The sequence below is a fragment of the Shewanella zhangzhouensis genome (assembly GCF_019457615.1).
Taxonomy (GTDB): domain Bacteria; phylum Pseudomonadota; class Gammaproteobacteria; order Enterobacterales; family Shewanellaceae; genus Shewanella; species Shewanella zhangzhouensis.
This window is the reverse complement of the sequence record NZ_CP080414.1, coordinates 3,253,284-3,270,834: the sequence shown is the minus strand read 5'-3', so window position 1 is coordinate 3,270,834 and position 17,551 is coordinate 3,253,284. Positions and strand designations below refer to the sequence as shown.

The following is a 17,551-nucleotide window of genomic DNA, read 5'->3' as shown; positions in this document are numbered from 1 at the left end:
CTCAGATCTCGGCTATCTCAGCCTGCTCCGGGTCGGGAAACTTGACCCTCAGCTGAATAAGACGCCGTGTGTCGGCACTGATCACTTTGAACTCGATGCCGCCGATACTGATTTGTTCATTACGTTCGGGCAAGTGACCAAAGGCATGGGCCACCATACCGCCAACGGTATCAAATTCTTCGTCGGAGAAGTCGGTACCGAATTCTTCGTTGAAGTCTTCAATTGCCGTCAGCGCCTTGACCATAAACACAGTGTTGTTGACCTTGCGGATTTCGGTCTCTTCCACACTGTCGTGGTCGAATTCATCTTCGATTTCACCCACGATTTCTTCGAGAATATCCTCGATGGTTACCAGACCGGATACACCGCCGTATTCATCCACGACAATGGCCATATGGTAACGTTGGGAGCGAAACTCCTTGAGTAGCACATCAACGCGCTTGCTTTCGGGCACCACCACGGCAGGGCGGATCACCTTCTCCAGCGCGAAGGGTTCATCACTGTTATTAAATCCGTACTTGATCAGATCCTTGGCCAGCAGTATGCCTTCGATGTGGTCTTTATCGTCGTTTACTACGGGGAAGCGCGAATGGGCCGACCCTATGACGGTGGCCAGCAGTTCTTCCACTGTGCTGTCGATTTTAATGGCCACAATCTGGGCGCGGGGGATCATGATGTCCCTGACACGCAGGTCTGAGACTTCCAGTACACCCTGGATCATTTCACGGGTGTCTTCGGTGATGAGGTCGCGTTGCTCGGCATCGTGGATCACTTCCACCAGATCGTCACGATTTTGAGGTTCGCCCTGGAATAACTGACTAACGCGTTCAAACCAGCCTTTCTTTTGGGCGTTGCTACTCGGGGGTATGTCGTCACTCATAGTGATTTTCACGGCTCAATAAAGGGCCGATTATTGCTCCTTATAGGGATCGGGGTAACCGAGGCCGGTCAGAAGCGTGGTTTCCAGCGCTTCCATTTCTTCAGCTTCGGCGTCTTCAATATGGTCATAACCTAGCAGATGCAGGCAACCATGTACAACCATGTGAGCCCAGTGGGCCTCGAGGGCCTTATGTTGCTCAAGGGCCTCATTTTCAACGACAGAGGCACAAATGACAAGATCCCCAAGCAGAGGCAGCTCCATTCCGGGAGGCGCCTCAAAGGGGAACGACAATACATTGGTGGGTTTGTCCTTGCCGCGGTAGTCGCGATTAAGCTGCTGACTCTCGTCGGCATCTACAATGCGAATGGTCAGCTCAGCTTCATCGAGGGTATCGCCAAGGGCGACACGTACCCAGGTCTCAAACTCTGCTTCTGAGGGCAAATTTCCGGGATTCACGGCAAATTGCAGATCCAACGCCAGCTCAAGCGCCATGGGGCTCTCCTTCGGCAGTGTCCGCCTGTGGGCTATCTGCCAGACGATACTGGCTGTCGTGACGGCCTTTGCTGGACTGCTGTTTGGCTTCGAACTCTTCGTATGCCTCGACAATACGGGCGACCACAGGGTGGCGCACCACGTCTTTGGACTGGAAGAAGTTAAAGCTGATTTCATTCACATCGCCCAGCACTTCGATGGCATGGCGCAGACCGGACTTTTGATGTTTGGGCAGGTCAATCTGGGTTATGTCGCCGGTGATCACCGCCTTGGAGTTAAAGCCGATACGGGTGAGAAACATTTTCATCTGCTCCACCGTGGTGTTTTGGCTCTCGTCCAGAATAATAAAGGCATCGTTCAGGGTGCGGCCACGCATGTAGGCCAGCGGTGCGATCTCAATCACGCTGCGCTCAATCAGACGTTCTACCTTTTCAAAGCCGAGCATTTCGAACAGAGCGTCGTACAGTGGGCGCAGATAAGGGTCGACTTTCTGACTCAAATCACCGGGCAAAAAGCCCAGCTTCTCACCGGCTTCCACGGCAGGACGGGTCAGCAGAATGCGGCGGATTTCCTGGCGCTCAAGCGCATCCACTGCGGCAGCTACGGCAAGGTAGGTTTTACCGGTACCCGCGGGGCCAATACCAAAGGTAATGTCGTGGCGCACTATGTTGACCACATACTGGCTCTGGTTGGGATTACGCGGCTTGATCACGCCACGGCGGGTCTTGATGTAATGCTCTTTCAGATCCTCGTGCTCGTCTTCGGCTTCGAGGGCAATGGCTTCCTGAATGGCGATATGCACCTGCTCCGGCTCCAGATCAGGCGTACTGCCCTTCACCGGCGCGGTTTCCACATACAATGATTTGAGCAGGTTATTGGCAGTCAGGCAGTTGCGTGGCTGACCCACAATCTGAAAATGGTTGTTGCGGTAACTGATTTCAACACCGATACGGCGCTCGAGCTGTTTGATGTTGTCATCAAAGGGACCACAGAGGGAGGCCAAACGGCGGCTGTCTGCGGGCTCCAGATAGAGGTTCATGGTGGTAAGTTTACTGGCCAATCAATACTCCGGCGTCAATATCCATACTGTTGGGCAAATACCCAACGCCTATAACTGAAATATACTGCGTTTCGCGGCTGCGATGCAAAGCAGTGCGTTGCCTGAAAACAACAAGGGCGACCAGAGTCGCCCTTGTTAGTGAGTGCCATCAGGGCTTGAAGTGGGTTACACCCAAGTCGTCAGCCTTCTGGTGCTTGGCGAGGATGTCCTCCGGGCGCAGGCTCTTGCGCAGGTCCATCTCGTCTTCGCCGCGGATAAACTTGCCGCGCAGGGAGTTGGGGAACACGTCGACAATTTCCACATCCACGAAGGTGCCTATGTGCTTGTGCAGGCCTTCGAAGTTCACCACCCGGTTGGTTTCGGTGCGGCCACGCAGCTCCATCGGGTTTTTCACGGAGGGGCCTTCCACCAGAATGCGCTGTACTGTGCCCATCATCTGACGGCTGTAGCGCATGGCCTGCTGGTTGATAAGCTCCTGCAAGTCAGCAAGGCGCTGCTTTTTCTCTTCCATATCCACATCGTCCGGCAGATCGGCCGCCGGAGTGCCGGGGCGGGCACTGTAGATAAAGCTGAAGCTCATGTCGAAGTTCACGTCTTCAATCAGCTTCATGGTGTCCTGGAAGTCCTGGGCGGTTTCGCCGGGGAAGCCCACGATAAAGTCAGAGCTGATTTGAATATCCGGACGGGCCTTGCGCAGGCGGCGGATAATCGACTTGTACTCGATCGCCATGTGGCCGCGCTTCATGGCGGTAAGAATACGGTCGGAGCCCGATTGTACCGGCAGGTGCAGGAAGCTCACCAGCTCAGGGGTATCTTCGTAAACGTCGATGATATCTTGAGTAAATTCAATCGGGTGGCTGGTGGTAAAGCGCAGACGGTCGATACCGTCGATGGCCGCAACATAACGCAGCAGCTCGGCGAAGGTGCAGATTTCACCGTCATGCTTGGCGCCGCGGTACGCGTTTACGTTCTGACCCAGCAGGTTCACTTCGCGCACACCTTGCTCGGCGAGCTGGGCGATTTCGAGGATGATGTCATCCATCGGACGGCTCACTTCTTCACCGCGGGTGTAAGGCACCACGCAGAAAGAGCAGTACTTGCTGCAACCTTCCATGATGGATACAAAGGCGGTTGGGCCTTCGGCGCGGGGTTCCGGCAGGCGGTCGAACTTCTCGATTTCCGGGAAGGACACGTCAATCACGGCCTTTTCGCCGGCGCGAACCTGGTCAATCATTTCCGGCAGGCGGTGCAGGGTCTGAGGGCCAAAGATGATGTCCACGCACTGGGCGCGGTCTTTGATGGCCTTGCCTTCCTGAGAAGCCACACAGCCGCCCACACCGATGATCAGGTCGGGATTCTTGTCTTTCAGGGTTTTCCAGCGACCCAGCTGATGAAACACCTTCTCCTGCGCCTTCTCACGAATCGAGCAGGTGTTCAGCAGCAGAATGTCTGCTTCCTCGGCCTCTTCGGTCAAGGTGTAGCCCTGATATTCGCCCAGCAAGTCAGCCATCTTGGATGAGTCATACTCATTCATCTGACAGCCCCAGGTTTTGATATGGAGTTTTTTACTCATCAGTTTGCGTCGCTCTTGGAACCACATAAAAAATAGCGCGACATTTTACCCATTGAAACCGGTTGTGGCTAGGGTTGGCCTGCAATTATCGGGGCATTTTTTAGTCACGGCCCGAGGCGGCAGCATCAGTGGTGCCGTCCCAAGGCAATACCCTTTTAAAGGCTAAGGTCAAAATCATCTTGGGGCACTGAGCACTCGCGCTGGCACGCTAAGCGTTGGAGAATGACGAACAAGCCTATTATCGGCTTGCGCGAATCGTGTCGCCATTTGTCTTAGCTGAGTTTTCGCTTCGAGACGTATCCCTTCATGCAATTCCAGCTGAAAATAGCCCAGCATTTCCGCCTTTTGTTGATATAGGGCATAATCCACTGGGCTTCGATAGATTACTGTCATGGTTTCCATGGGGCTGGCCAGGGCCGTATTGCCCAGTAAGGTTAAGCCCAGCAGGCCGCTGGTCATGAGTAACGCTTTCATAGTCTACCTCTCGATGCTTTCACAAAATGCCGTTTCCGGCGGGAACTCAACTGTGGCTGCTTCAGTGTAGGTGGGACTTCTTGATGGCTTGTGTGGTCTTTGTAACCAGGTGTGGCCAAACCCAGCGTTAGAAACAATTACACACCAATGGGCACAGGTATTTACAAACGGCGGAGGTTTAGCTTCTTTGACTGAGATGATTGAGCAGGATGTAGTGGTGGTGGGTGGTGGTATGGTCGGGGCAGCCCTTGCAGCTGGTCTTGGCCGCGCCGGATTGTCCGTCACTGTGCTTGAAAACCACATGCCACCGGCGTTTGAGGCGAGCCAGCCGCTGGATGTCAGAGTATCGGCCCTGAGTGTGGCCAGCGAAGCGCTCCTTGAGCGACTCGATGCCTGGGAAGGGATACTCTCCAGGCGCGCCGTGCCTTATCTTGGTCTTGAAACCTGGGAAATCGAGTCCTGCATCACCCGTTTCCATGCCAGCCAGGTCGGTGCCGACCATTTGGGACACATAGTTGAAAACCGTGTGGTGCAGTTGGCGCTCTGGGATCTTCTGTCAACGCTGGATTCAGTCACCGTAAAAGCACCCGTTAAAGTCATGGGCTTCGAGCGCCTGGTGGATGGTGATGCCATTTGTGTCGCCCTCGACTCGGGTGAGCGTATTAAAGCAAAATTGCTGGTAGGCGCAGATGGCGCCAATTCTCAGGTGCGTGCCTTCGCTCATATTGGGGTGACGGGTTGGGACTATGCCCAGTCGGCCATGCTTATCAATATCGCCACCGCCTGTGAGCAGCAGGATGTAACCTGGCAGCAGTTTACGCCTCAGGGCCCCCGCTCGCTGCTGCCACTGCCTGGCAACAATGCGTCTCTGGTGTGGTATGACGATGCTTCAACCATTGCACGGCTCGCAAAACTGAACCACAGCGAGCTGGCAGAAGCCATCCGGGCCCATTTCCCCGCCCGTCTTGACCCGGATTTTCGGGTATTGGACAAGGGCCACTTCAAGCTGACCCGCCGCCACGCCCAGCGCTATTTCGATGCCAACCTGGTACTGATTGGCGATGCTGCCCACACCATCAACCCCCTGGCCGGACAGGGCGTTAACCTGGGCTTTAAAGACGTTGATGTGCTGCTGGATGAAATTGTCAGTGCACTTAAACAGGGCGAAAGCTGGCATGCCCAACCGGTTCTGGAGCGTTATCAGCACCGCCGCTGGCGCGACAATCAGCTGATGATGTCCACCATGGATGCCTTCTACGCCTCATTCAGTAACGACCTATTGCCCGTAAAGTTGCTGCGTAATGCGGCGCTGCGACTGGCCAATTTGGATGGGCCTGTCAAACGTCAGGTGCTCAAATATGCCATGGGGCTGAAATAGGCTCCTGGTTTCAGCCAAGGCGCCCCAGGGCGCCTTGGTGTAAATGCCACTCGCAATCCCCAAGCTCCTTTGCTTCATTGTCTCTTTCCCTTTGTTGCGCCTTTTATTTGTTGGGACGTGCAATTGGGTGCTAAAATGCGCCGTTTTCAACACCAGTGCCCGGGTTTTGGCCTAGCCTGAAACGGGTTCAGGACAAGAGTTCTGTTTTCCATGTGCGATATTAAACTGATTGTGGGCCTGGCTAACCCAGGGGCGGAATACGCTCAAACCCGCCATAATGCGGGTGCCTGGTACGTCCAGGAGTTGGCCCGCATAGCCAATGTGAGTCTGGCGCCGGATCCCAAGTATTTCGGTTTAACGGCAAGGGCAATCCTCTGTGGTAAGGATGTGCGTTTGCTGATCCCCTCAACCTTTATGAACTTAAGTGGCAAGTCGGTGGCGGCATTGGCGAATTTTTTCCGCATCGAGCCAGAGCAAATTCTGGTTGCCCATGACGAGCTGGACATGGAGCCCGGTGTGGCCAAGTTCAAGTTGGGTGGTGGGCACGGCGGCCACAATGGTCTTAAAGACATCATTGCCAAGATGGGCAACAACAAAAATTTCTACCGCTTGCGGATAGGCATTGGCCATCCGGGCGACAAAAACAAGGTCAGTGGGTATGTGCTGGGTAAGGCGCCCGCGACCGAACAGGAAAAGATGAATGCGGCTATCGATGAAGCCGTGCGCAGCACCGAAGTCCTGTTCAAGCTAGACATGACCAAGGCAATGCACAGATTGCATTCCTTCAAGGCCGAATAATCAGTTAAGCAAGTAAGTCAAATAAAGGGTTATAGCTATGGGTTTTAAATGTGGCATCGTTGGTCTGCCCAACGTTGGTAAATCAACGCTCTTCAACGCGCTGACCAAGGCCGGTATTGAAGCGGCAAACTTTCCGTTTTGTACCATCGAGCCAAACACCGGCGTAGTGCCAATGCCAGACCCACGTTTGGACGAATTGGCCGCCATTGTGAAGCCTGAGCGTGTTATCCCGACGTCCATGGAGTTTGTGGACATCGCCGGTCTGGTAGCCGGCGCCTCCAAGGGCGAGGGCCTGGGCAACAAGTTTTTGGCCAACATCCGCGAAACCGAAGCTATCGGCCATGTGGTGCGCTGCTTTGAGAACGAGAACATTGTGCACGTGGCCAACCGCGTTGACCCAGCCGGCGACATCGAAGTCATCAACACCGAGCTGGCACTGGCAGACCTCGACAGCGTTGAACGTGCCATTGTGCGTCAGCAAAAGCGTGCCAAGGGCGGCGACAAAGAAGCCAAGTTCGAAGTGGATGTGCTTGAAAAGCTGCGCCCTGTGCTGGATGAAGGCAAGATGCTGCGCTCTTTGGAACTGTCCAAGGAAGAGCTGGCTGCAGTGGCTTATCTGAACCTGCTGACCCTGAAGCCAACCATGTACATCGCCAACGTGTCTGAAGACGGCTTTGAGAACAACCCGCATCTGGATGCAGTACGCGCCATCGCCGCCAAAGAAAATGCCGTGGTAGTGCCTGTGTGTGCCGCCATCGAATCTGAGCTGGCCGAGATGGATATCGAAGAGCGCGACGAGTTTATGGCGGATCTCGGTCTGACGGAACCTGGTCTTGATCGCGTTATCCGTGCCGGTTATGAGCTTTTGAACCTGCAAACTTACTTCACAGCCGGTGTGAAAGAAGTGCGTGCCTGGACTGTGTCTGTTGGCGCCAGCGCGCCCCAGGCTGCCGGTAAGATTCATACCGACTTCGAGCGCGGTTTTATCCGTGCTCAGGTGATCTCCTACGAAGATTTTATTAACTTCAAGGGCGAGCAGGGCGCCAAAGAAGCCGGCAAGATGCGCGTGGAAGGTAAAACCTACATCGTTAAAGACGGCGATGTGATGCACTTCCTGTTCAACGTCTAAGCCATTGGTCGGGCGGGAAACAGGCTTTTTTGCTTATCTGTTACCCGCTTTGATGAAGGATTAGGCGAACGGTATCTTTGGGGCGAAATGTGCTAAAAAAGCTGTTGACCTGTCTTCGGTGAATCAGCATAATACGCCCCGTTCCTCGCCAAGAGGGATGCGAGAAATCGTAGTGGCTATGTAGCTCAGCTGGTTAGAGCACAGCACTCATAATGCTGGGGTCGCAGGTTCAAGTCCCGCCATAGCTACCATCTTGTCAGGATGTAAAATTGAGACCGGAGCGGGAGTGGTGAAATTGGTAGACACGCCAGATTTAGGTTCTGGTGCCGCAAGGTGTGAGAGTTCAAGTCTCTCCTCCCGTACCATGAACTAAGCTTTCGCTTAGTTGGAGAAGTAAGTGCTGTTGGGGTGTCGCCAAGCGGTAAGGCACCGGGTTTTGATCCCGGCATACCTAGGTTCGAATCCTAGCACCCCAGCCATCTCTCCATCTTCCAAAAAAATTGGGGTGTCGCCAAGCGGTAAGGCACCGGGTTTTGATCCCGGCATACCTAGGTTCGAATCCTAGCACCCCAGCCATGGCTACGTAGCTCAGCTGGTTAGAGCACAGCACTCATAATGCTGGGGTCGCAGGTTCAAGTCCCGCCGTAGCTACCATATTCTCGAAGAGTCCGATTATTCAGGATTTTTTGAACCCAGATTGGGGTGTCGCCAAGCGGTAAGGCACCGGGTTTTGATCCCGGCATACCTAGGTTCGAATCCTAGCACCCCAGCCATACATGAAGCCCGTCCTTTGGACGGGCTTTTTGTTTGGTCATTTCTCGGCTTTTACGCCAATTCTCCCGTGTAAACAGTTTTGCTGCTGTGAAGCTCCTGCGAAGAAGCCTGCGGCGTGCTATGGCCGTTTCCGGCTGCAGTGGTGGCCCACTCATGGCTGTCTCAGTGCGATGTGCTTAGAGGCTAGTCAGAGTCTTTTCATTCAGCGTCTTTTCATTAAGAGAAGGTGCGGGTGCTGTAAAAGACCTAGGCACGTCCTATCGCAAAGGAAAAGCAGGATTTAAGGGAAAAGCAGAGTTCAAAGGAAAAGCACATACGGGGTTGGGCGAGAATGACAAGGCATAAAAAAACGCACCCCTGAGGATGCGTTTTTTGCCATGGGCAGACAGCGGGTGCCGGCTCATTAACCGGTGCCGGGGCTATCAGTGCTGAAACATGGCAGAGATAGACTCTTCGTTGCTCACGCGGCGGATGGCTTCGGCAAGCAGGGCTGACATGGTCAGCTGGCTGACTTTGCCTACTTTCATCATCTCTTCGCTCAGAGGTACTGTGTCGGTCACAATCACTTCATCAATCACAGAGTTCTTGATGTTTTCTGCGGCCTTGCCAGAGAACACTGGGTGAGTGGCGTAAGCGAATACGCGGTTGGCACCATGTTCTTTCAGGGCTTCGGCGGCTTTGCACAGGGTGCCACCGGTATCAATCATGTCGTCAACGATGATGCAGTCACGGCCTTCAACGTCACCGATGATGTGCATTACCTGAGCCACGTTGGCCTGTGGGCGACGCTTGTCGATGATAGCCAGATCGGAATCGTTCAGCAGCTTGGCAACGGCGCGGGCGCGTACAACGCCACCGATGTCCGGAGACACAACCACAGGGTTGTCCAGCTTCTTGGCAACCATGTCTTCCAGCAGCACCGGGCTACCGAACACGTTGTCTACCGGTACGTCGAAGAAGCCCTGGATCTGCTCGGCGTGCAGGTCACAGGTCAGCACGCGGTCAACACCTACGCTGGACAGGAAGTCAGCAACTACTTTGGCGGTGATAGGCACACGGGCAGAGCGCACGCGGCGGTCCTGACGGGCATAACCGAAGTAAGGAATTACGGCTGTGATACGACCTGCTGAGGCGCGGCGCAGGGCGTCTACCATCACAATGAGTTCCATCAGGTTGTCATTGGTGGGGGCGCAAGTGGATTGAATGATGAAAACATCAGCACCACGTACATTTTCGTTGATCTGGACACTGATTTCACCGTCACTGAAACGGCCTACCTCAGCCTCTCCAAGTTTGCAAAATAAACGGTCGGCAATCTTTTTCGCGAGACTGGGGGTAGCATTCCCAGCAAAGAGCTTGATGTCGGGCACTGTATGAACCTCAGGCGTTTGCTTGATATTTTAGTGTAGCTGCTGCCGCGCGTTCCCTGGCGTGCAGCGCAGAAGTAGTTTAAAGCTGAGCGAGTCTCAACTCCAACGGCGAACGATTCAGTCCTTTCGCAACAAAGCCCTGCATATCAGATGGCTTTTTAGCCAACGCCTCCAGCGCGGCCTGCTGCGAGTCGAATTCCCCGAACACGCATGCACCGGTTCCGGTCATTCTGGACGGCGCATATTCTACCAGCCAGCTTAAGGCATTGGCAACTTGGGGGTATTTGGCACAGACCAACGCCTGGCAGTCATTTGACCAGCGTTCAGGGCCGAGTGAGGCCATGTCCAATTTGGGGGTATTCCTAGGTAAATCAGGGTGCTGAAATACGTCGGCGGTGGATACATGGGCGTCTGGTACCAATACCAGATACCATGGTTCGGCCACGGTAACAGGTTGCAATTTTTCGCCGACACCTTCGGCGAAAGCCGCGATTCCGTTAATAAAAACAGGCACATCAGCGCCCAGCGTTAAGCCGATTTCCATCAGGGCTTTTTTATCCAAACCCAGCTGCCACAGGGCATTGAGCGCCACCAGTGTGGTAGCGGCATCCGATGAACCGCCGCCAAGCCCGCCGCCCATGGGCAGGCGCTTGTCGAGCCAGATCTCGGCGCCTTTGGTGCAACCTGTGACATTCTGCAAAGATTTTGCGGCTTTCAGAATTAAGTTATCGCTGTCGGGGACAACTTGGCCGAGGTTGGAGTGCAGTTTCAACTCTGGCGTGCTCAGCACTTTAAAATCCAGCCAGTCGCCGTGGTCGATAAACTGAAACAGGGTTTGCAGCTCATGGTAGCCGCTGGGCAAGCGGCCATTGATGTGCAAAAACAGATTGAGCTTTGCCGGAGCAGGCCAGGCAAGGGATACAGGCATTATTGGGCTCCTTTCGAACCTTGGGCACTGGCCAGTGCCTGCCATTCGTTGGTTTGCAGCTTAATCGCGGCGCTGGCGTGTTTGAGGTCCAGCGTGCGCGGCACAGATGCACCACTCTGGGTTTGCCAACCGGCAATACTGATGGTCCACAGGCCATCGGCACTGATAATGGTCTTGGGGCGATTGAGGCTATCGTACTCGACTTGGTCACCCGCCATCGGCTGTCCGGTTATCCAATAGGGCAGGGCATCGATGGGCAGGGTAAAACCGCTTAAACCGTCCAGCAGCCGCTGTGGGCTCAGGTCTGAGTAGCGCTTGCCATCCACTTCCAGAGTGGCGCCATCCCGGTTTTGAGTCAGCAGCAGCACAGTGGTGCCCAGCATGCTGGTGAGTCTGAGTTCGGCATTGTCGGGGGTATTGAGCCAGAAGAGGTTAGCCGAAACCTTGTCGCCATTGGTGCGAATAAGCAGCTTGCCTTTAAGCTCCCAGGCCTTGGCATCACTGGCGTTTTGCACACTCACAGGCTGCAGCGAGACCTGTGGCGTGAGGCTGCAACCACCGAGCAGAGAAAGGGCGGTGAGGCCAGCAAGAGTGAATTTTGTGAATCGGCGCAAGTTAATCATCTATGACTGAATTAAATAAGTCCTTATGATACGAGGGCTTTAAAAATTATACCAATGGCCTTACCCGCTTTTTGGCTGCGGACGGGTTTCACCCCCGCATTAATGGAAAAAGTGGATAACAACAGAGATCTTTATTCGGTTTTGTTAAGCCTATTCTGTTTTTAATGGCCCCAATTCAGTAGAATGGCGTAATTCACACAAGCGCCGCACAGGATCCAGAAAGAGTCAGATGAGCCTTGTAGCAATCGGGATAAACCATAAAACGGCCACCGTCGATCTTCGCGAAAAGGTCGCCTTCTCCCCGGACAAAATCCATGATGCGATGCGAAGCCTCGCCTGTACCACCTCATCCAATGAGGCGGTGATTGTCTCTACCTGTAACCGTACCGAACTCTATTGCAACAATGCCCGTGCAGAGGAAGTGATCCATTGGCTGGAGAGCTACCACAATCTGGGCCACGACGAGCTGATGCCCTGTGTCTATCATCATGAGGGACAGGAAGCGGTACGGCACTTGATGCGGGTAGCCTCGGGACTGGACTCTCTGGTGCTGGGCGAGCCGCAAATTCTCGGTCAGGTGAAGCAGTCTTTTGCCAAGGCCAAAGAGGCCGGCACTGTGGCCGTCACCCTGGACCGCCTTTTCCAAAGCACCTTCTCGGTTGCCAAAAAAGTCCGTACCGAAACTGAAATCGGTACCGCCGCCGTGTCTGTGGCCTTTGCCGCCGTCAGCATGGCCAAACACATCTTCTCCTCACTGGCCTCCACCAAGGTATTGCTGATTGGTGCCGGTGAAACCATAGAGCTGGTAGCCAGACACCTCAAAGAAAATGGGGTGTCATCCATGGTGGTGGCCAACCGTACCGTGGAGCGCGCCCAAGCCATGTGCGAAGAGTTTGGCGCCACCGCCATTACGCTCTCGCAGATTCCGGATTTTCTCCCAAAGGCCGATATCGTGATATCCTCTACCGCCAGCCCGCTGCCCATACTTGGCAAAGGCATGGTAGAAAAGGCACTCAAGCAGCGTCGACATCAACCTATGTTGTTGGTTGATATAGCAGTTCCTCGTGATATTGAGGCAGAAGTCGGTGAACTCGACGATGCCTTCCTGTACACGGTCGACGATCTGCAGAGCATCATCGAACAGAATATGGCCTCCCGAAAGGAGGCGGCCGAGCAAGCCGAAGTAATCGCCCAGGAGCAATCTTTCCTGTTTATGGATTGGATCCGCTCACTGGAGTCGGTAGACAGTATTCGCGAATATCGCACTGCCAGTATGGCAATCAAAGATGAATTGGTAGAACGGGCCCTCAACAAGCTGGCGCAGGGGGCCGATGGCGAGCAGGTTATTCTGGAGCTTGCCAACAAGCTGACCAATCGCTTGATCCATGCACCGACTCAGGCCCTGACGACTGCCAGTCGTCAGGGGGACCTCAATACTCTGGGGCAACTTCGGACCGCGCTCGGCCTGGATAAACACTGAGACTTTTGAGAGTTAAATGAAGGAATCCGTCATCCGCAAGCTGGAAGGCTTGCTCGAGCGCAATGAAGAAGTATTGGCGCTGCTCAGCGACGCCAGCATCATTTCCGATCAGGACCGTTTTCGCACCCTGTCCAAAGAATACGCCCAGCTTGAAGACGTGGTAAAAGGCTTCAAGGCTTATCAGCAGGCGGTGGCCGACCTGGAAACCGCCAAAGAAATGCTGGAAGAGGACGACCCTGAGCTTAAAGAAATGGCCCTGGAAGAAATCAAATCCGCCAAAGCCAGTCTGGAGCTGCTCGAAGCCGAGCTGCAAATCCTGCTGCTGCCCAAAGACCCCAACGACGAAGCCAACGCCTTTGTGGAAATCCGCGCCGGCGCCGGTGGCGACGAAGCCGCGATTTTTGCCGGTGACTTGTTCCGTATGTACAGCCGTTATGCCGAAACACAGCGCTGGCAGGTGGAAATCATGAGCGCCAACGAAGGCGAACATGGTGGCTATAAAGAAGTGATTGCCCGTTTCAGCGGTGATGGCGTATATGGCAAACTCAAATTTGAGTCCGGTGGCCACAGGGTACAAAGGGTACCCGAAACCGAATCCCAGGGGCGGGTACACACCTCAGCCTGTACGGTAGCGGTACTGCACGAAGTGCCCGAAGCCGAAGCGGTGGAAATCAACCCATCCGAGCTGCGTATCGACACCTTCCGCGCCTCGGGCGCCGGTGGTCAGCACGTGAACAAAACCGACTCGGCCATCCGTATCACTCACTTGCCCACGGGCACTGTGGTGGAGTGTCAGGATGAGCGCTCGCAGCACAAAAACAAGGCACGAGCCATGTCTGTGCTGGTGGCCCGTTTGCAGGCGGCCGAAGACGAGAAGCGCCGCAGCGCCGAAGCTACCACCCGCCGTAACCTGGTGGGCAGTGGCGACCGTTCTGAACGTATTCGCACTTACAACTTCCCTCAGGGGCGGGTGAGCGACCATCGTATCAACCTGACCCTGTATCGCCTGAACGAGGTGATGGAAGGGGATTTGAACGCCCTTATCGAACCCATAGTACAGGAACACCAGGCCGATCTGTTGGCGGCACTGGCGGACGAGCAGGGGTAAACCTTGGCTGCTCATTCCACCATAGGGGAAGCCTTGCAATGGGGTTTCACCACCCTGGCATCCAGCAGTGATTCTGCCAATCTGGATGCCGAGGTGCTGCTGCAGCATTGCCTCGGTAAAAATCGTACCTTTCTTTTCACCTGGCCTGAGCGGCCACTGACCAGCGAGCAGTGGAAACACTTCGAACAGCTGGTCACCCGCCGTGCCAAGGGTGTGCCTGTGGCGCACATCCTCGGCGAGCGGGAGTTTTGGTCACTGAAGTTTTTGGTGAATGAAACCACCCTTATCCCACGGCCTGACACCGAGATGCTGGTGGAGACGGCGCTCAATCTGCCACTGCCTGAAAACGCCAGGGTGCTGGACATGGGCACGGGGACCGGCGCCATTGCCCTGGCTCTGGCCAGTGAGCGTCCAAACTGGCGCATTACGGCGCTGGATAAGGTGGATGATGCCGTGGCTCTGGCCAGGGCCAATCGAGAGCAACTGGGCTTAACCCAGGTGGAAATCCTCCAAAGCGATTGGTTCAGTGCGGTGAAGGATGGTGATTTCGATCTGATTGTCTCCAACCCGCCCTATATCGATGAGCACGATGAGCACTTGGCGATGGGGGATGTGCGTTTTGAGCCCTTAAGCGCGCTCACCGCTGCCGACGAAGGCTATGCGGACCTGAACCATATCGCCATACATGCCCGGGAACACCTCAAGGTGGGCGGCTATTTGCTGCTCGAGCACGGCTTTGCCCAGGCGTTGAAGCTCAGGGAGACTCTGGTGGCTCTTGGGTATGACAAGGTCGCCACTGTGCGGGACTTTGGCTCCAACGATCGCTGCACACTTGGACAGTGGCATGGTGACGATGCCTGAGGGCATTTGGGGCACCCTTATTTAGCGTAACATCGCCAAGGGCTGCCCAGGTTCGGGCAGCATTGGTAAGGGCTCAAGGATTCGGGTACACTAGCGCCTTTGTTTTTCGGGCATTTAGTTTCAGGACTCTTTTATAAAAGGCAGCCAGGCTATGGAATCCATCAACAACCTCTATCCCGTTTTCAAGCATCTGCACCTGACACTGGTGGCAACCAGTGTGCTCTTCTTTGTGGTGCGTTTTGTGCTCAAATTAAAAGAATCTGCCCTGCTGCAGAAAAAGGTCATGCGCATTGCGCCCCACATCATAGACACCTGTCTTTTGCTCTCGGGTCTGCTGATGTGTTTCCTTATCAAACAGTACCCCTTCGTTGACCCCTGGTTGACCGAGAAAATCCTGGCTGTGGTTGCCTATATTTTGCTGGCCATCATGGCGATGAAGTCCAACCGCAATAAGTTTTTCCGCTTTTTTGCCTTCCTCGGCGCCATCGCCTGGGTGGTGTATGCGGCCAAAATCGCCGTGTTTAAACAGGCCATAATGCTGGCATCATGAGTGAATTTTCGTTAGCAGACGGTGTTTCCCTGCCGGAAACGCCGCTGGATATACTTGCGCATTTGGGGCTCGCCGACAGGCAAAAAGCTGAGTGGGCCTGGCTTGAAATCGCCGGTGGCGTGCTTAGCCATTATCTGGTGGACAGAGACGCCAGACTCAAGGCATTGCTTAGCTGGTTTTACCGGGATCTGGGCTTTCGGGCCAAGGATGACTATTTCAGTCTTGAGGCGGCGAGCCTGGCACACACCCTGATGTTTCGTCAGGGGAACAGCACTACGCTGGCCACAGTATTGATGTTGCTCGCCAAGCAACTGGATTTGCCACTCGAACCCATTTTATTGCCCGGCCATACCTTGCTTTGCCTGAAGGAAGGCAAGAAAAAACTCTTGCTGGACCCACTCAGTGGCGAGCTTATCGACCGTAAGCGGGTGCATGCGCTGGTGCGTGGTGAGCTGGGTAACTGGGCACCAATGAAGCCGGCCTATGTGAAAACGTCCGGTGTGAAAGCGCTTATCAGCCGTATGCTGGGAGAGATCAAGGCGGGCGCCATAGTGCAGCAGCGCTTTGATGTGGCGCTTGCCTGCAGCAATATGCTGCTGGACTGGCATCCCGATGACACCATGCTCATTCGTGAAAGGGCCTTTATCGCTCAGCAGCTTGGCGCCATTCGGGTAGCCGAAGCCGACCTCAGGCAGTTTATCGACCTCAGTCCCCACGACCCTGTGGTGGAGCTGGTGAAAATGCAGCTGCGTGAGCTGGGTGAACATCACGAAGTTCTGCATTAACAATTACATACCTTACAAAATTAATAACACTTTCAGGGGGAAGAAAGGATGACAACGGCGCCATTGGTTACCAACGACGCAACCGTACTGGGATTTTTGGCCATTATTCTGGGATTTGTGTTTTACACCCACAGCCACCCCAGCTGGCAAAAATTCTATAAATTCGTCCCGGCGTTGCTGCTGTGCTACTTCCTGCCTTCGCTGCTCAATACCTTCGGCATAGTCGATGGCCACAGTTCGCAGCTGTATTTTGTTGCGACCCGCTATTTGCTGCCTGCGTGTTTGGTATTGCTGATTTTGTCGGTGGATCTCAAGGCCATCATGGGTCTGGGGCCAAAGGCTGTGATCATGTTCCTCTGCGGCACGTTGGGGATTGTGATTGGCGGCCCGATGGCGCTGCTGCTGGTGTCTGCCATTGACCCTTCGTTGACCAACGATATGGGCCCTGACTCTGTGTGGCGTGGTATGACTACGCTTGCCGGCAGCTGGATTGGCGGTGGTGCCAACCAGGCGGCCATGAAAGAAATCTATGAAGTGGGCGGCAGCGTGTTTTCGGTGATGATCACCGTCGATGTGATTGTGGCCAACGTGTGGATGGCGGTGCTGCTGTTTATGGCGTCCCGCGCCAAAGAAATCGATGCCAAAACCGGTGCCGATACCAGTGCCATCGAAGCGCTTAAAGAGAAGGTTGAAAAGTACAAGGCTGAAAATGAACGCAACCCCAGCCTGACCGATTTGATGCTGATCCTGGCGGTGGGCTTTGGTGTCACAGGTTTTGCCCATATTGCGGCGGATTTCCTGGCTCCCTTCTTTTCCGAGCACTTCCCCTGGACCAAGCAGTACAGCCTGACCTCGGGCTTCTTCTGGCTGGTGGTTCTGGTGACGACTGCCGGTTTGGCGTTGTCGTTCACGCCGCTGCGTCATCTGGAAGCGGCAGGCGCCTCCAAGGTGGCGTCATCCTTCCTTTATGTGCTGGTGGCCACCATCGGTCTGCACATGGACGTGAGTGAAATCCTCAAGACGCCGATTTACTTCCTGCTGGGTATCACCTGGATGTTGGTTCACGCGGGCTTTATGTTGCTGGTGGCCAAGCTTATCAAGGCGCCACTGTTTTATATGGCGGTGGGCAGCCAGGCCAACGTGGGCGGCGCGGCTTCAGCGCCCGTGGTCGCTGCAGCTTTCCATCCCTCATTGGCGCCTGTAGGTGTGCTTTTGGCGGTGTTCGGTTATGCTTTGGGCACTTATATGGCGTGGCTCTGTGGCCAGCTGTTGCAGCTAGTGGGCTGAT

The 17,551-nt window shown here is 54.7% G+C and carries 17 protein-coding genes and 6 tRNA genes; 15 read left to right on the top strand and 8 right to left on the bottom strand.

Annotated elements, in window-relative coordinates:
- Position 1 precedes the first annotated feature (1 nt).
- From corC to K0H63_RS14285, 5 genes are all read right to left on the bottom strand, one after another.
- Complete coding sequence (corC, locus tag K0H63_RS14305) at positions 2–880, bottom strand: CNNM family magnesium/cobalt transport protein CorC (protein WP_220065255.1); 879 nt, start codon at positions 878–880, stop codon at positions 2–4.
- Between the two features lie 30 nt (positions 881–910).
- On the bottom strand, positions 911–1,372 hold the full coding sequence (gene ybeY / locus K0H63_RS14300; RefSeq protein WP_220065254.1) for an rRNA maturation RNase YbeY: 462 nt from the start codon (positions 1,370–1,372) through the stop codon (positions 911–913).
- A complete protein-coding gene (locus tag K0H63_RS14295; RefSeq protein ID WP_220065253.1) occupies positions 1,362–2,432 on the bottom strand; it encodes a PhoH family protein in 1,071 nt (356 codons plus the stop codon). The genes ybeY and K0H63_RS14295 overlap by 11 nt, the downstream gene beginning before the upstream one ends.
- A 148-nt stretch (positions 2,433–2,580) precedes the next feature.
- The gene (miaB, locus tag K0H63_RS14290) at positions 2,581–4,005 is read right to left on the bottom strand and encodes a tRNA (N6-isopentenyl adenosine(37)-C2)-methylthiotransferase MiaB (RefSeq protein ID WP_220065252.1); all 1,425 of its coding nucleotides are present in this window, start codon (positions 4,003–4,005) and stop codon (positions 2,581–2,583) included.
- Between the two features lie 174 nt (positions 4,006–4,179).
- A complete protein-coding gene (locus tag K0H63_RS14285; protein WP_220065251.1) occupies positions 4,180–4,479 on the bottom strand; it encodes a hypothetical protein in 300 nt (99 codons plus the stop codon).
- A 196-nt stretch (positions 4,480–4,675) separates the two neighbouring features.
- Between K0H63_RS14285 and K0H63_RS14280 the strand changes: the two genes are divergently transcribed.
- The 9 genes from K0H63_RS14280 to K0H63_RS14240 all read left to right on the top strand — a co-directional run bounded on the left by K0H63_RS14280 (position 4,676) and on the right by K0H63_RS14240 (position 8,557).
- Positions 4,676–5,857 carry an FAD-dependent oxidoreductase gene (locus tag K0H63_RS14280; protein ID WP_258405720.1) on the top strand — a complete coding sequence of 394 codons (1,182 nt, stop codon included), beginning with the start codon at positions 4,676–4,678 and terminating at the stop codon, positions 5,855–5,857.
- A 210-nt stretch (positions 5,858–6,067) separates the two neighbouring features.
- A complete protein-coding gene (gene pth / locus K0H63_RS14275) occupies positions 6,068–6,655 on the top strand; it encodes an aminoacyl-tRNA hydrolase (RefSeq protein ID WP_220065249.1) in 588 nt (195 codons plus the stop codon).
- A gap of 37 nt (positions 6,656–6,692) precedes the next feature.
- Positions 6,693–7,784, top strand: coding sequence for a redox-regulated ATPase YchF (gene ychF, locus K0H63_RS14270; RefSeq protein ID WP_011760680.1), 1,092 nt, complete (start codon positions 6,693–6,695; stop codon positions 7,782–7,784).
- A 174-nt stretch (positions 7,785–7,958) separates the two neighbouring features.
- Positions 7,959–8,035 (top strand) — tRNA-Met (locus tag K0H63_RS14265).
- A gap of 29 nt (positions 8,036–8,064) precedes the next feature.
- Positions 8,065–8,149 (top strand) — tRNA-Leu (locus K0H63_RS14260).
- A gap of 39 nt (positions 8,150–8,188) precedes the next feature.
- Positions 8,189–8,263, top strand: a tRNA-Gln gene (locus tag K0H63_RS14255).
- Between the two features lie 22 nt (positions 8,264–8,285).
- A tRNA-Gln gene (locus tag K0H63_RS14250) sits at positions 8,286–8,360 on the top strand.
- A 1-nt stretch (position 8,361) separates the two neighbouring features.
- Positions 8,362–8,438: transfer RNA gene (locus tag K0H63_RS14245), tRNA-Met, on the top strand.
- A gap of 44 nt (positions 8,439–8,482) precedes the next feature.
- A tRNA-Gln gene (locus K0H63_RS14240) sits at positions 8,483–8,557 on the top strand.
- A gap of 423 nt (positions 8,558–8,980) precedes the next feature.
- Here K0H63_RS14240 and K0H63_RS14235 read toward each other — a convergent pair.
- From K0H63_RS14235 to lolB, 3 genes are all read right to left on the bottom strand, one after another.
- Positions 8,981–9,928, bottom strand: coding sequence for a ribose-phosphate pyrophosphokinase (locus tag K0H63_RS14235; protein WP_011760679.1), 948 nt, complete (start codon positions 9,926–9,928; stop codon positions 8,981–8,983).
- Between the two features lie 79 nt (positions 9,929–10,007).
- Positions 10,008–10,856, bottom strand: coding sequence for a 4-(cytidine 5'-diphospho)-2-C-methyl-D-erythritol kinase (gene ispE / locus K0H63_RS14230; protein WP_220065248.1), 849 nt, complete (start codon positions 10,854–10,856; stop codon positions 10,008–10,010).
- Positions 10,856–11,479: a lipoprotein insertase outer membrane protein LolB gene (gene lolB, locus K0H63_RS14225; RefSeq protein ID WP_220065247.1), complete on the bottom strand. Its 624-nt coding sequence runs from the start codon at positions 11,477–11,479 to the stop codon at positions 10,856–10,858. The genes ispE and lolB overlap by 1 nt, the downstream gene beginning before the upstream one ends.
- A 229-nt stretch (positions 11,480–11,708) precedes the next feature.
- On the opposite strand from lolB, the gene hemA reads away from it, so the two are divergent.
- The 6 genes from hemA to K0H63_RS14195 all read left to right on the top strand — a co-directional run bounded on the left by hemA (position 11,709) and on the right by K0H63_RS14195 (position 17,550).
- Entirely contained in the window at positions 11,709–12,959 is a 1,251-nt protein-coding gene (gene hemA, locus K0H63_RS14220; RefSeq protein ID WP_220065246.1) for a glutamyl-tRNA reductase, read from the top strand.
- A gap of 16 nt (positions 12,960–12,975) precedes the next feature.
- Positions 12,976–14,067, top strand: a complete 1,092-nt coding sequence (gene prfA / locus K0H63_RS14215) for a peptide chain release factor 1 (protein ID WP_220065245.1) — start codon at positions 12,976–12,978, stop codon at positions 14,065–14,067.
- A gap of 3 nt (positions 14,068–14,070) precedes the next feature.
- Positions 14,071–14,928: a peptide chain release factor N(5)-glutamine methyltransferase gene (gene prmC, locus K0H63_RS14210; RefSeq protein WP_258405586.1), complete on the top strand. Its 858-nt coding sequence runs from the start codon at positions 14,071–14,073 to the stop codon at positions 14,926–14,928.
- A 151-nt stretch (positions 14,929–15,079) separates the two neighbouring features.
- Positions 15,080–15,478, top strand: a complete 399-nt coding sequence (locus K0H63_RS14205) for a SirB2 family protein (RefSeq protein WP_011760673.1) — start codon at positions 15,080–15,082, stop codon at positions 15,476–15,478.
- On the top strand, positions 15,475–16,263 hold the full coding sequence (locus tag K0H63_RS14200; protein WP_220065244.1) for a transglutaminase family protein: 789 nt from the start codon (positions 15,475–15,477) through the stop codon (positions 16,261–16,263). Before K0H63_RS14205 ends, K0H63_RS14200 begins: the two co-directional genes overlap by 4 nt.
- 48 nt (positions 16,264–16,311) lie before the next feature.
- Positions 16,312–17,550 (top strand): DUF819 family protein, encoded by a 1,239-nt coding sequence (locus K0H63_RS14195; protein ID WP_220065243.1) that lies wholly within the window; start codon positions 16,312–16,314, stop codon positions 17,548–17,550.
- Position 17,551 lies beyond the last annotated feature (1 nt).

Bases quoted from the DNA above. Each gene is read 5' to 3' on its own strand.
- K0H63_RS14205 (WP_011760673.1), top strand. From the start codon at position 15,080: ATGGAATCCATCAACAACCTCTATCCCGTTTTCAAGCATCTGCACCTG.
- ybeY (WP_220065254.1), bottom strand. From the start codon at position 1,372: ATGGCGCTTGAGCTGGCGTTGGATCTGCAATTTGCCGTGAATCCCGGA.
- K0H63_RS14200 (WP_220065244.1), top strand. From the start codon at position 15,475: ATGAGTGAATTTTCGTTAGCAGACGGTGTTTCCCTGCCGGAAACGCCG.
- K0H63_RS14195 (WP_220065243.1), top strand. From the start codon at position 16,312: ATGACAACGGCGCCATTGGTTACCAACGACGCAACCGTACTGGGATTT.
- hemA (WP_220065246.1), top strand. From the start codon at position 11,709: ATGAGCCTTGTAGCAATCGGGATAAACCATAAAACGGCCACCGTCGAT.
- pth (WP_220065249.1), top strand. From the start codon at position 6,068: ATGTGCGATATTAAACTGATTGTGGGCCTGGCTAACCCAGGGGCGGAA.
- K0H63_RS14285 (WP_220065251.1), bottom strand. From the start codon at position 4,479: ATGAAAGCGTTACTCATGACCAGCGGCCTGCTGGGCTTAACCTTACTG.
- prfA (WP_220065245.1), top strand. From the start codon at position 12,976: ATGAAGGAATCCGTCATCCGCAAGCTGGAAGGCTTGCTCGAGCGCAAT.
- corC (WP_220065255.1), bottom strand. From the start codon at position 880: ATGAGTGACGACATACCCCCGAGTAGCAACGCCCAAAAGAAAGGCTGG.
- lolB (WP_220065247.1), bottom strand. From the start codon at position 11,479: ATGATTAACTTGCGCCGATTCACAAAATTCACTCTTGCTGGCCTCACC.
- miaB (WP_220065252.1), bottom strand. From the start codon at position 4,005: ATGAGTAAAAAACTCCATATCAAAACCTGGGGCTGTCAGATGAATGAG.
- ispE (WP_220065248.1), bottom strand. From the start codon at position 10,856: ATGCCTGTATCCCTTGCCTGGCCTGCTCCGGCAAAGCTCAATCTGTTT.
- ychF (WP_011760680.1), top strand. From the start codon at position 6,693: ATGGGTTTTAAATGTGGCATCGTTGGTCTGCCCAACGTTGGTAAATCA.
- K0H63_RS14280 (WP_258405720.1), top strand. From the start codon at position 4,676: ATGATTGAGCAGGATGTAGTGGTGGTGGGTGGTGGTATGGTCGGGGCA.